The organism is Peribacillus frigoritolerans (assembly GCF_040250305.1).
Classification (GTDB): domain Bacteria; phylum Bacillota; class Bacilli; order Bacillales; family DSM-1321; genus Peribacillus.
Map to the genome: position 1 here is coordinate 2493567 of NZ_CP158190.1, position 12294 is coordinate 2505860.

The following is a 12294-nucleotide window of genomic DNA, read 5'->3' on the forward strand; positions in this document are numbered from 1 at the left end:
TGAAATCGAAGATTATACTAAAGAAAAGAATACATCAGATTGATATTTTCTTTTCTTTAATATACATAGAGGATACAGGAGGAGTTTTAAAATGAATTTAGCACAATTTCCTAGAAAGCGATATACACCGACATATACACCAATTGAGAGGTTAGATCATTTTTCTGATGTTCTTGGTGGACCATCCATTTACGTTAAACGTGATGATATGCTTGGTTTGACGGCTGGGGGAAATAAAACAAGAAAACTGGAATTCCTTGTTGCCGATGCATTGGAAAAAGGCGCGGATACGTTGATTACATGTGGAGGCATTCAGTCAAATCATTGCCGCTTGACACTGGCTGCTGCGGTTAAAGAGAAAATGAATTGCATCCTAGTTTTGGAAGAGGGACTTTCGAAAAATTCAGAGCCGGATTTTAACGGTAACTATTTTCTCTATCATTTATTGGGGGCTGACCAAATTATAGTTGTACCTAATGGATCGGACTTAATGCAAGAAATGCAGAAAGTGGCTAAAGAGGTAACAGAGAAAGGACACCGACCTTACATCATTCCGGTTGGGGGATCCAATGTCATTGGTGCAACCGGATATGTTGCATGCGCTCAGGAGATCTTGGCACAGTCCTTTGAGCAAGGGATTGATTTGAAAGCAGTTATTTGTGTAAGCGGCAGTGGGGGAATGCATGCTGGCTTGGTGGCAGGATTTCATGGAAATCAAAGTGGAGTATCAGTAATTGGAATAAACGTAAGCAGAGGAAAAGCGGAACAAGAAGCGAAAGTTTTTCAGCTTGTTAAAGAAACCTTAACCCATATCGGCATTCCAGCTTCTATTCCTCGTGAAGCTGTTACGTGTTTTGATGAATATGTCGGGCCGGGTTATGCTTTGCCTACACCTGAAATGGTGGAAGCAGTCAAGCTCATGGCAAGAACAGAAGGGATATTGCTGGATCCGGTATATACGGGTAAAGCGGCAGCGGGACTGATTGATTTGATCCAAAAAGGCATATTTAAGCCGGATGATAACATCTTATTTGTTCACTCTGGTGGTGCTTCATCTTTATATGCCAATACTTCTCTATTTAATTGAAGTACTTATCATGCAGGTGGCCTAATCCCACATTTTTCAATAAAGTAGGCATGGTTATTAAGCGAAAAACATATGTCTAACGCAATGGTAGCGGAATAGACAATTGTCCATGGACAAAAGAGGATTCTACAGTTGTAGAATCCTCTTTTAATGATAATATTACTTTTCGATTAAAGTCGTCGTATGATCAAAAACAACTTTTCCATCAACGATCGTTAGCTGTACCTTTGTATTAGGAATTTCTTCTGTTGGTACTTCAAAGAGATTTCGTTCTAATACTATGATATCAGCAAGTTTTCCTACTTCTAATGTACCCAATTCCTCATCTCTAAAAGCACCATAAGCGGATCCGGCTGTATAAGCTTTCAATGCTTCGGACAGTGTGATGCACTCATGTGGATGCCATACCATTTCACCGCTGCTGTCGAATCTCGTTACTGCACGACCTATACTAAGCTTATTTTGCATGGCTTTATCTCCTAACCAACACTGAATTTATAATATATTAATAACATAATTACCCACTTTTTCTTAAGTAGTGATTCTTGTTGTGTATAGCTAGTAGTAGGAAAATTTGTACCACGTCCATAAAATTGCAGTCACAAACTTACCGTCCAGTATTCGATTTAAACCTGGTTATCCATTTAAATATAAAGCCAATGGACGTTCAAAAAGACTGAAAGTTTAATCTCAAAATAAAATGATTAATAAGGAATTTGTAATGAGGGAACGTATGTTTTATAATGTGCTTTGAGAAAGTAATTATCTAACGGAATAGGGGAGGTATTATATGTATAGTACAATTTCGGATTTTATTAAAGAATGGAATAAAGAAGCCATACTGACTCAGAATGTTTTGGATAGTTTGACAGATGATTCATTAGAACAACAAGTGTATCCCGAGGGTCGCACTTTAGGAAGAATTGCGTGGCATTTCACTACGAATATTCCAGATTATCTAGATCATTTCGGGTTAAAGATAGACCGGATAGAAAGTTCGGAAAACGTCCCTTCTTCAGCCCAGGAAATTGCTATCACTTTTAAAAATGTAAGTTCTCACGCAGCCAAAATAATTGAACAACAATGGACGGACGTATCCCTAGAGCAAATACAAGAAGCGTTTGGTAGACAGGAAACAAATGCTTCCATCCTTATGGGGCTAATCAAGCATATTGTTCATCATCGCGGACAAGTTACGGTTCTGATGCGTCAAGCAGGAATAAAACCTTATGGGGTATATGGACCGCCAAAAGAAGATTGGATTCATCTAGGTGTGGAGAGTCCACCACTTTAATAACTTATGCATGCTTAAGTAATGACCTTAACTAACGGGGCCATTAGCGAATAATTAAATCCCAGTTTCAATTTTATAACCGAGTTAAATAATATGTTAAAGCATCCTTTGAAGGGTGCTTTCTTATTTTATCAAGAAGGGTTTAAATGAAACCTGCTAATTAGAGAGGATGTTTTAAATGGCATTTTCCTTTTTTTAAATTAAAGCTATTGAAGTAAATGTAAAAGTAAAAGGTGGAATGAATTCCAGTCTTTCCCTTTGAATAGGCTAAGTTAAACCATTATTGCAGAATAGTTCTTTAGTAGTATTATTTATAATTATGCTATTATTAAGCTTCCATATCCTGAACCCCACCGTAATTGCCGCAACCATCGGCACAACTATATCCGTCAATGATAAGGAGTTAAACAAAACGACTATAATGACGAAATCTTTACCAAATCAATTAAGCTGACTGAAAGTGTATAGATATAGTGCAGGACTTATAAATATCAGAATTTTGTTGAAAAATGTCGTTATTTGCGAATATCATTATCGTCATTTCTGAGATATTATAATATTGAATGTACTTTAATACATTGAAGTGATAATGCGACTTTTATGTCGGGACTCAACTTAGTGAGTGGGGGAAAATAAATGAGTGTAATCATCGAGAAGAAACGAATGGAAAACTATGCTCATATCGAAGATGTAATTTTGGTTGGGAAAATCCATAATGGTGATGAAGATGCACTGGACTTTTTAATTAAAAAGTACAGATGTGTCGTTCAATCAAATGCTTTGAAGTATTTTTTAACGGGTGGAGATAAGGAAGACGTCTATCAGGAAGGGATGATTGGTCTATATAAGGCCATTCGGGACTACAAGAATTGCAAAAAGTCATCTTTCAGATCATTTGCGGAACTGTGTATTACAAGACAAATCATAACGGCTGTTAAAGCGGCTATTTGCCAAAAGCATTCTCCCTTAAATAATTATGTTTCATTGTATAAGCCTATCTATCAAGGGGAGTCGGAACAGTGCCTAATTGATCTAATCCCTGAACAGAGACAAAATGACCCAGTCACGATCTTAATTAAATCAGAAGAAATTTGCGATATTGAGCTAATTTTAACGGAAGTCCTTAGTGAGTTGGAAACTAGTGTTGTGGACTTGTACCTGGAAGGAAAAACTTATTTTGAAATATCAAAGGAATTGAATGTTCCAAAAAAGACGATCGATAATGCACTTCAGCGGGTAAAAAGGAAGTTGGAGCGGTACTTCGAGTCCAGGAGGTTGGAAGCATAATCACTATAATTCTTTGAATTTTCATTCATTATTATTTGCAACAACTTCGAAACGATTCAGTAATAAAAAATAGATTGGATAAAAACAATAGTTAAATGCATTCATTCCTGGTAATGGGGCTATTAGTGCAGTGCTATCCTATGAGAAAATAAAAATCCCTCTAGGTAAATGCCGATGATAAATTCCCTGAGTATAAACACAAAAAGCCCAACTGAAACACCTGGGCTTTTTATTATGTTCATTTTTTTAATTCACTCTATTCAACTGGAGATTGTATCTCAATGTTTCATCTTCTGAATATAATTTGTATCCAAGTCCGTCACTGTAATCAAGGAAGACTTTATCCGGAAGATGCTTTTTAGACTCACTTGATATTAAGATGGGGACCCCATCAATTATGAATCTCTCATCATCTTCGTTCTTATTATCAATTTTCAATTCATGTTCAACATAAATCGAACAGCTCCCAACATAAATGGCTTCGATACGAACACCTTCATTCTCTTTATAATTCATTTTTAATAGTTGTTCAATCGCTGCTTCTTTAATCTCAATATTCATAAAACCCGCTCCCATATTATTTTTTATCTATACAATCCTCTATTTATTCGTATACCCAATTGTTTATAAGTTAATGTGTATAAGAAAGACAAGTTGGGATAGTATATTTCCTTAATGGAAAACCTTGGCTTTATTGTCGAAATTTACTTAATGCAACTTTTCCTAGTTTTGTGTACATAAGCAACCTGATAAACAGCCTGCTCCCGGATTTCCCAGTCTGTAACTTCATTCATAAAACAGCATTCTTCGCAATGATCATCCTATCGGCTTTGCTTTCATGGGCCATTTTTTGTTTAATTCAGTTATAAAAGTCTTGACATTCTTTTTATCTTCCATAATTGGGGAATATACGTACGAAAGTGTCCTGTTAAAGGATTCATTTTTTACCTGAATAATAGAAAGGATTTTATTTTGTACATCCCTTTCAATTACACTTCGGGAAAGCAGAGCCAGCCCTAAGCCGTTTTTTATAAGTGTTTCTTTAATTCCTTGATTACTGCTTATCGTGAGTATCGATTTGATTTTCAATCCATTGGAACGAATGACATGGTTAAGGTATTCACGTGTACCAGATCCAACTTCCCTCGTTACCCATGCTTGGTCATGTAAATCAGTAATCTCCACTTCGTCTTTATTAGCGAGTTCATGATTGTTAGATGACACAATGAATAGTTCATCTTGCATGAATGGGTGAACAGAAAGCTCTTTTTCGTTAGTTTGACCTTCGATTAAACCAATATCCACTTTGTATAGCCGAACGGCTTGAACGATTTCTTCCGTGTTTCCAATTACGACTTGAAGTTCAAGTTCAGGATAATCCTCTTGAAGGTCGATGAGTAAAGAAGGAAGGATATACTCTCCTATTGTAAAACTTGCACCTATCTTTAATTCGCCTTTGATGGACCTATCGTGTTCCTGTATGTCTTGTCTGGTCTGTTCATAGATTGTGATCATTTGCTTGGCCCGGTCGTAAAGAATTTCTCCCGTTAAGGTGACTTTCAAAAATTTAGGAGAACGGAGAAATAATTTGGTTTGGAACTCTTCTTCTAATTTTTTGATATGTAAACTAACACTTGGTTGCGACATAAGAAGAATTTCTGCTGTTTTTGTAAAATTTTTGACTTCCACAAGGGTCACAAATGTTTTTAGAGCATCATAGTACATAGAAATTTCTCCTTATTATTAATATTCTTAATAGTTATAATAAATTATATATATTTTACTAATGATGTGCCTTCCAGTAAAGTTTTAATGAGAAACTTATTTTAGGAAGAGTATAGGCTGGGGAAAGCTATTGTTCTTTTTATTTGTTGCGTGCTATGAACCTATAAAACTGTATTTATCATTTTTTTTGCAGTTAAAACCGACTTGGTCTATAGGAGTAAACGAGTTAATTAATTTATGGATCGAAATAAAATATTTAAACCCACTCGTTATACATAATAATCAACTAAGATAAGTTAATATCCTTTGTGAGGTGGAAATCGTGCAACTTCAGGTAAGTAACAGTCCCTTTAATCAAGAGCAGGCAGAGCTCCTTAACAGCCTGCTGCCAAGCTTGACTGAAACACAAAAAATTTGGTTGAGCGGTTATCTGACTGCAACTTTGTCAGTTTCGAACACAAGTTCAGCCGACGCCCCGGTAATGGAAGCTCAAAGCGGCGGGAAGACAATATCAAAAGAGGTGACCATCCTGTATGGTTCACAGACGGGCAATGCTCAAGGGCTGGCAGAAAATGCGGCGAGTAAGCTTGAGGGTAATGGCTTTCAGGTTACCATTTCATCCATGAGTGACTTTAAAGTCAACAATTTGAAAAAAATCGAAAATCTTCTGATTGCCGTTAGCACGCATGGAGAAGGTGATCCGCCGGATAATACATTGTCCTTCCATGAGTACCTTCATGGCAGGAGGGCACCAAGCCTTGAAGGTCTCCGCTTTTCGGTATTGGCGCTTGGGGACAGCTCATATGAGTTTTTCTGTGAAACGGGAAAACAATTCGATAAACGCTTGGAGGAACTTGGAGGAACACGGTTATTTCCGAGAATGGACTGTGACCTTGATTATGATGAGCCTGCTAGCGAATGGCTGGAAGGAGTACTTTCCAGTTTAAGTGAAGGGGAAGTCAGTTCAATTGCTGCAGTTCCCGCAGCGAAAGCCTCAGTAAGTGAACAAACGTATTCGAGAACAAATCCGTTTAAAGCGGAAGTGTTGGAAAATATAAATTTGAACGGCCGTGGGTCCAATAAAGAGACACATCATCTTGAGTTATCTCTTGAGGGCTCAGGTCTTACATTCGAACCTGGTGACAGCCTTGGTGTTTATCCGGTAAATGATTCGGATTTAGTGGATATGCTTCTTACGGAACTCAATTGGGACCCTGAAGAAACCGTGAAGGTCAATAAGCAGGGAGAACTTCGTCAGCTTAGGGAATCGCTCATCTCTGACTTTGAAATAACGGTATTGACAAAATCGCTCATTGAACAAGCGGCACAGCTTTCAGGTAACGAGGATTTAAAGGAGCTTTTAAAGCCTGGTAATGAAGAAAGATTAAAAGAATATCGTGAAGGCCGTGATTTGCTTGATTTTGTCCGTGATTTTGGCTCATGGGGTGAATCGGCGCAAGAGTTCGTATCAATACTCCGGAAAATGCCAGCCCGTCTATATTCGATTGCGAATAGCTTATCCGCATATCCGGATGAAGTGCATTTGACAATCGGAGCTGTCCGGTATGAAAGTCACGGACGGGAAAGAAACGGTGTCTGCTCCATTTTATGTGCGGACAGATTACAGCCAGGGGACACGCTGCCCGTTTACATTCAGCATAACCAGAACTTCAAGCAGCCGGAGAACCCAGACACTCCAATTATCATGGTTGGACCGGGAACGGGCATTGCTCCGTTCAGATCCTTTATCCAGGATCGCGAAGAATCTGAAGCGAAAGGGAAAACGTGGCTCTTTTTCGGAGATCAGCATTTCGTGACGGATTTTCTTTATCAGACTGAATGGCAAAAGTGGTTGAAAACAGGTGTACTTACGAAAATGGATGTTGCCTTTTCACGAGATACTGATGAAAAAGTGTATGTTCAAAACCGGATGCGCGAGCACAGCGGGGAATTATACGAATGGCTTCAAGAAGGGGCAGCTTTATACATTTGCGGTGACGAGAAAAACATGGCACATGATGTCCATAATACGCTTATTGAGATCATTGAAAAAGAAGGCAATATGAGCCATGCTGATGCGCAGGCTTATCTTGAAGAAATGCAACAGAATAAACGCTATCAACGTGATGTGTACTGAAATTTGGATGAAAAGGAGATAACAACATGGTGAAAACACTATTAAAAGCACCAGTAGGCCCGCCAAGTGATGTTGAGCAAATTAAAGAAAAAAGCGATTATTTGCGAGGTACACTTGGAAAAGTGATGCAGGATCGGATCAGCGCCGGTATTCCGGATGATGACAACCGATTAATGAAACATCACGGCAGCTATTTGCAGGATGACCGGGATCTACGCAATGAGCGTCAAAAACAAAAACTGGAGCCTGCCTATCAGTTTATGTTGCGTGTCCGCATGGCCGGCGGGGTAGCACAGCCTTCTCAATGGCTTGTTATGGATGACCTCGCTCAGAAATACGGTAACGGAACTTTGAAATTGACAACAAGACAGACGTTTCAAATGCATGGTATTTTAAAATGGAATATGAAAAAAACCATTCAGGAAATCCATGCTTCCATGCTGGATACAATCGCTGCATGCGGAGATGTAAACCGGAACGTAATGTGCAATTCGATTCCATATCAATCCGAAATCCATTCTGAAGTATATGAATGGTCGAAAAAATTGAGTGATTATCTATTGCCGCGTACGAGGGCGTACCATGAAATCTGGCTGGATGAAGAAAAAGTGGTTGGTACTCCTGAAGTGGAGGAAGTCGAACCAATGTACGGAAAGCTTTATTTGCCAAGGAAGTTTAAAATAGGCATTGCCGTACCTCCATCCAATGACATTGATGTTTACTCCCAGGATCTTGGCTTCATAGCAATTGTTGAAAATGGTAAACTCGTTGGTTTTAATGTGGCGATCGGCGGCGGAATGGGAATGACCCACGGTGACAAGGCGACATATCCCCAACTAGCAAAGGTAATCGGCTTTTGCCAACCAGAAAAAATACTGGATGTGGCTGAAAAAATCATTACGATTCAGCGAGATTACGGGAACCGATCCGTACGGAAAAATGCCCGGTTCAAGTATACGGTAGACCGGCTTGGGCTCCAAGCGGTAAAGGATGAACTGGAAAATCGTTTAGGCTGGAAGCTGGAGGAAGAGAGAACTTATCATTTCGATAATAATGGTGACCGCTATGGATGGGTAAAAGGGATGCAAGGAAAATGGCATTTTACACTATTTGTCGAGGGTGGCCGAATTGCCGATATCAATGATTACAAGCTGATGACCGGTTTGCGCGAAATCGCAAAGATCCATACGGGTGATTTCCGGTTGACGGCCAATCAAAACCTTATCATTGCAGATGTGTCAAGCCAGAAAAGGAAACAGATCATAGAATTGCTTGAAACATACGGTTTAACGGATGGTGCGCATCATTCTGCGCTCCGACGCAGCTCGATTGCATGTGTGGCTCTTCCAACATGCGGGTTGGCAATGGCCGAAGCAGAGCGTTATTTGCCGGTTCTGCTTGATAAAATCGAGACCATCGTTGATGAAAACGGCCTGAGGAACGAAGAAATCACGATTCGCATGACCGGTTGTCCGAATGGATGTGCCCGGCATGCACTCGGGGAAATTGGTTTTATCGGTAAGGCACCTGGCAAATATAATATGTATCTCGGTGCTGCATTCGACGGAAGCCGATTAAGTAAAATGTATCGTGAAAACATCGGTGAAGAAGAGATATTAAAAGAGCTGCGTGTACTTCTTTCCCGTTATGCAAAAGAACGTCAGCAAGGAGAGCATTTCGGCGACTTTGTCATCAATGCTGGCATTGTCAAAGAAGTGACGGATGGAACGAATTTTCATGATTGATTAAAACAAACGAGAGACAGGAATAACTTCCTGTCTCTTTTGGTATTCAAAGGTTTTCCGGAGTGCCTAGAACACCGATATGTTGAATCATGACCATACACATCTATAGTCTATTTATTTGAGTTGCTGTTATTTTTATAGGATACTTCTGCTTCAATCTCAATGAGAAAGTCCTGCGAAACCAAGCTTTCAACGCCTACAGTTGAACGAGCTGTTTTCACTGGATTTTCTTTTGTATTAAAGAACAGAGCATAGGCATCGAACCAACCTTGATAGTCTGGTGCATCTCCTTTGTTCGGATCTGGCGCGACATACACACGCAGATAGGTTACATCAGCAAGGGAAAGTCCTTTTGTTTTCAGATCTGCTCCTAATTTCTCTAAAATCCCGATTGCCTGCTTTTCTGTATTGCCATATCTCTCATAAGTGGTTTTTCCATCCTTGTTTAAAAGAGGAGCTACTGTTCCGCTATACAATATCCGGTTATAACTTTGAGGTACAGCAACTGAACTGGAAATCTCAGAAGTTGGAGACCCAAAGAAGGTCACCTTATCTGATTTCAATTCATCTTGTTCGTTTTCTGCGGAAGCAAAAGAGAATCCTGCGATTAAACTTATACCTAATACTGAGGCAGCGATGATCGATTTCATAGGTGTTTTCATAAAGTCAGCTCCTTTTTATTTATGAAACATTAGTAGGCAAATAACTCTGTTTTATCCTGCTATAGAAGGGGCTTTACCTGAGATGTTCACCAGCAACCTTGTGGCTAATTTAATATATGATAGTAGTTTTTACGATCGAAGCAGAATTTCTAAATGGCCTATCGACAATTCATTCTGAGACCCCGGTTTGAATGATATTAACTTTGGTTTCTACATTAATGTCCATTTTCGGATAAATCTTTTTCCAATGTTCATAGGTCAGTTTTTTATTTTTGGCGTGATATTTTTCCTTAAGGCCAATCGGATCAAGGGATTTTTTCTGAAGATCTTTAATAAGTCGGTTTGCTTGCTTGGTTAAATCAGCTTCCATTTCCTTTTCAATTTTCTTTATCATCTTTCTATTGGTTAGGTTTTCACTGCGCATGGATTCCTTGATTTGTCCTTTAATTTTGATCTTAATCGTGATAGAGGGATTTTTCTCTGAGCTTGCTACCTCATAACTTGAACCGCTTCGGATACTTTCCACTACGATATCGCTTTCTTTCTTATCTTTTAATTTGAATTTGTATAATCCCCGCCTATGATGCTGAACTAATGTCTTGAAAATGAACATATCATCGGTTCGAACTTTCGTGACCATCTTATTTTCATGAAATAGGGCCACTCCAGAAACAGCAACTTCATTATTAATTAATTTAATTAAAGGAAGATACGAATCGCCGCCAGTTTCTAGAGCGTTTCCTAAAAAAAGATGGAGGTTAGTATCGGGTCCGTTCCCCGTTTCATTTTGTTGATTAATCAAATCCGATAAAAAGATTCCAATATTCACATTCGTATTTGGTGGTTTCGTATTTATGACATTCTTGACCTTTCCTTCAACGATGGCCAAAATGACCCTGTTTCCAAGTTGCGGCTCACGGTAGAGATAATCGGTCAGTTCTGTCATTCCGATTTCACGAACCATTTTCTCGCTGAATAAAATGATGCGTGTCTGTCCAAGCAATACCGGCTTATCCGCTTTTTTGGAAACGACAGCCTGAACATCACTCGTTGTCGTCGATGTTCCAGTTAAGATTTGATATTTACCCATCTTGTCCTGTTGGAAGATAGGGATGACGAACATTCCTTCGACATTATCATTTTTCAGTATATCGTAGCCAATGGCCTGGGACATATTGACTTCGTCAACCACCCTTGGCTCGGCACAGCTGCAAAGGAGGGGAAAAGCCAATATAACAAGAAATAATTTTCTCATAAACGTTTCCTCATTTTCTTTATATAGATGACGACCAAAAGAAGAGGCAAGTATAAAGCAACAAAGAGTGCGCCGTATGGATTGATGATTTTACGCAATATATATAATGAATCGACATCAAAAACAAAAATATTCGTAAGCAGGATAATAATCGACATCCCCCATAATGGATACTTTTGCTGAACATTGAATATGCGCTTGAAACCTCGGCTTGCTGCCCACAAGGGGATGGTCATGTTGGGTATGATGACGAGGGCCCACCAAGATACATCTATATATTCAAATCGCTGGATAAAGGGCAACTCGACAATGCTGGTCAATGACAGTGTCGGCCATATAGTCAGTTCCAATTGTTTTTGTGAATAAAAAACAATTGAAACTAAATAAACGAATACTGTTATTAAGGTTGTTGTTAAGGCCCCTCCATGAGCATATTTTTGTGAGGTTTTAGCATCTTTGATGAACGGATAAAACATAACGATCATTTCAAAACCAAGCATTGTTAATGAAGTACTTCTGGTTCCTTTCAATACATCCAATAGAGTGTGGTGGAAAACAGGAAGCAAATTGGTGAATTCAGAGTATTTCATGGCATAGAATAGGACAAATAAAAGCCAGTATGTCAAAATGACGCTTAAAAAGGCAATACCTGTAATTGTTCGAAATCCTCCCGTATGAATATAATAAATCAAAACCAGGAAGACCACTGAAAACGCCCAAGATGGTACCTCTTCAAACATCCATACATGTATGACATTTATATAGCTAATCATGACTGTCATCCCTAGGATCAAAAAGTAAAGAATGAATAATAGACTGAAGAAATTCCCGATCCATTTTCCGAATGCATGATTATTGGCCGAAATGATATCACCAGGGACGATACTGAAGATTTTATATATGACCCAAATCATTATATGAACGGTCAGGCCGGCTAGTAGTATCGAAATCCAGCCATCTGTTCCCGTTGTCTTCGCTAAAACTCTTTGAAAACTTAAAACACCTATTCCCGTTTGCATGGAATGCACTAAAAAAAATACATAAAACGGTGACACTTTATACTTTTCATTAACTCCAGCTTGGTTCATATAGGACCCTCATT

The 12294-nt window shown here is 39.0% G+C and carries 11 protein-coding genes; 5 read left to right on the top strand and 6 right to left on the bottom strand.

Annotated elements, in window-relative coordinates; genetic code table 11:
- The first annotated feature begins 91 nt into the window (after positions 1 to 91).
- A complete protein-coding gene (locus tag ABOA58_RS12235) occupies positions 92 to 1087 on the top strand; it encodes a D-cysteine desulfhydrase (protein ID WP_350302503.1) in 996 nt (331 codons plus the stop codon).
- Positions 1088 to 1246: 159 nt separating this feature from the next.
- On the opposite strand, the gene ABOA58_RS12240 is transcribed toward ABOA58_RS12235, so the two are convergent.
- Positions 1247 to 1555: an amidohydrolase family protein gene (locus ABOA58_RS12240; protein ID WP_350302504.1), complete on the bottom strand. Its 309-nt coding sequence runs from the start codon at positions 1553 to 1555 to the stop codon at positions 1247 to 1249.
- A 322-nt stretch (positions 1556 to 1877) separates the two neighbouring features.
- On the opposite strand from ABOA58_RS12240, the gene ABOA58_RS12245 reads away from it, so the two are divergent.
- The gene (locus ABOA58_RS12245; protein ID WP_350302505.1) at positions 1878 to 2381 is read left to right on the top strand and encodes a DinB family protein; all 504 of its coding nucleotides are present in this window, start codon (positions 1878 to 1880) and stop codon (positions 2379 to 2381) included.
- Between the two features lie 636 nt (positions 2382 to 3017).
- Positions 3018 to 3668, top strand: coding sequence for an RNA polymerase sporulation sigma factor SigH (sigH, locus tag ABOA58_RS12250; RefSeq protein WP_350302506.1), 651 nt, complete (start codon positions 3018 to 3020; stop codon positions 3666 to 3668).
- 246 nt (positions 3669 to 3914) lie between these two features.
- On the opposite strand, the gene ABOA58_RS12255 is transcribed toward sigH, so the two are convergent.
- On the bottom strand, positions 3915 to 4229 hold the full coding sequence (locus ABOA58_RS12255; RefSeq protein ID WP_350302507.1) for an iron-sulfur cluster biosynthesis family protein: 315 nt from the start codon (positions 4227 to 4229) through the stop codon (positions 3915 to 3917).
- 255 nt (positions 4230 to 4484) lie between these two features.
- Positions 4485 to 5393 (bottom strand): LysR family transcriptional regulator, encoded by a 909-nt coding sequence (locus tag ABOA58_RS12260; protein WP_350302508.1) that lies wholly within the window; start codon positions 5391 to 5393, stop codon positions 4485 to 4487.
- 322 nt (positions 5394 to 5715) lie between these two features.
- Here ABOA58_RS12260 and ABOA58_RS12265 point away from each other — a divergent pair, with 322 nt between their 5' ends.
- Both ABOA58_RS12265 and cysI read left to right on the top strand, forming a co-directional pair.
- Entirely contained in the window at positions 5716 to 7530 is a 1815-nt protein-coding gene (locus ABOA58_RS12265; protein ID WP_350302509.1) for an assimilatory sulfite reductase (NADPH) flavoprotein subunit, read from the top strand.
- 26 nt (positions 7531 to 7556) lie between these two features.
- Positions 7557 to 9275, top strand: a complete 1719-nt coding sequence (gene cysI, locus ABOA58_RS12270; protein WP_350302510.1) for an assimilatory sulfite reductase (NADPH) hemoprotein subunit — start codon at positions 7557 to 7559, stop codon at positions 9273 to 9275.
- A 110-nt stretch (positions 9276 to 9385) separates the two neighbouring features.
- Here cysI and ABOA58_RS12275 read toward each other — a convergent pair whose 3' ends face one another.
- The 3 genes from ABOA58_RS12275 to ABOA58_RS12285 form a co-directional block, all read right to left on the bottom strand.
- Positions 9386 to 9937 carry a Rid family hydrolase gene (locus ABOA58_RS12275; RefSeq protein ID WP_350302511.1) on the bottom strand — a complete coding sequence of 184 codons (552 nt, stop codon included), beginning with the start codon at positions 9935 to 9937 and terminating at the stop codon, positions 9386 to 9388.
- Positions 9938 to 10106: 169 nt separating this feature from the next.
- Complete coding sequence (locus ABOA58_RS12280; RefSeq protein WP_350302512.1) at positions 10107 to 11192, bottom strand: Ger(x)C family spore germination protein; 1086 nt, start codon at positions 11190 to 11192, stop codon at positions 10107 to 10109.
- Positions 11189 to 12280, bottom strand: coding sequence for a GerAB/ArcD/ProY family transporter (locus tag ABOA58_RS12285; protein WP_350302513.1), 1092 nt, complete (start codon positions 12278 to 12280; stop codon positions 11189 to 11191). The genes ABOA58_RS12280 and ABOA58_RS12285 overlap by 4 nt, the downstream gene beginning before the upstream one ends.
- Between the last annotated feature and the right edge of the window lie 14 nt (positions 12281 to 12294).

What these genes read in the sequence shown, in the direction of transcription:
- ABOA58_RS12235 (WP_350302503.1), top strand. Translation starts at nt 92, where the DNA reads ATGAATTTAGCACAATTTCCTAGAAAGCGATATACACCGACATATACA.
- ABOA58_RS12240 (WP_350302504.1), bottom strand. Translation starts at nt 1,555, where the DNA reads ATGCAAAATAAGCTTAGTATAGGTCGTGCAGTAACGAGATTCGACAGC.
- ABOA58_RS12245 (WP_350302505.1), top strand. Translation starts at nt 1,878, where the DNA reads ATGTATAGTACAATTTCGGATTTTATTAAAGAATGGAATAAAGAAGCC.
- sigH (WP_350302506.1), top strand. Translation starts at nt 3,018, where the DNA reads ATGAGTGTAATCATCGAGAAGAAACGAATGGAAAACTATGCTCATATC.
- ABOA58_RS12255 (WP_350302507.1), bottom strand. Translation starts at nt 4,229, where the DNA reads ATGAATATTGAGATTAAAGAAGCAGCGATTGAACAACTATTAAAAATG.
- ABOA58_RS12260 (WP_350302508.1), bottom strand. Translation starts at nt 5,393, where the DNA reads ATGTACTATGATGCTCTAAAAACATTTGTGACCCTTGTGGAAGTCAAA.
- cysI (WP_350302510.1), top strand. Translation starts at nt 7,557, where the DNA reads ATGGTGAAAACACTATTAAAAGCACCAGTAGGCCCGCCAAGTGATGTT.
- ABOA58_RS12275 (WP_350302511.1), bottom strand. Translation starts at nt 9,937, where the DNA reads ATGAAAACACCTATGAAATCGATCATCGCTGCCTCAGTATTAGGTATA.
- ABOA58_RS12280 (WP_350302512.1), bottom strand. Translation starts at nt 11,192, where the DNA reads ATGAGAAAATTATTTCTTGTTATATTGGCTTTTCCCCTCCTTTGCAGC.
- ABOA58_RS12285 (WP_350302513.1), bottom strand. Translation starts at nt 12,280, where the DNA reads ATGAACCAAGCTGGAGTTAATGAAAAGTATAAAGTGTCACCGTTTTAT.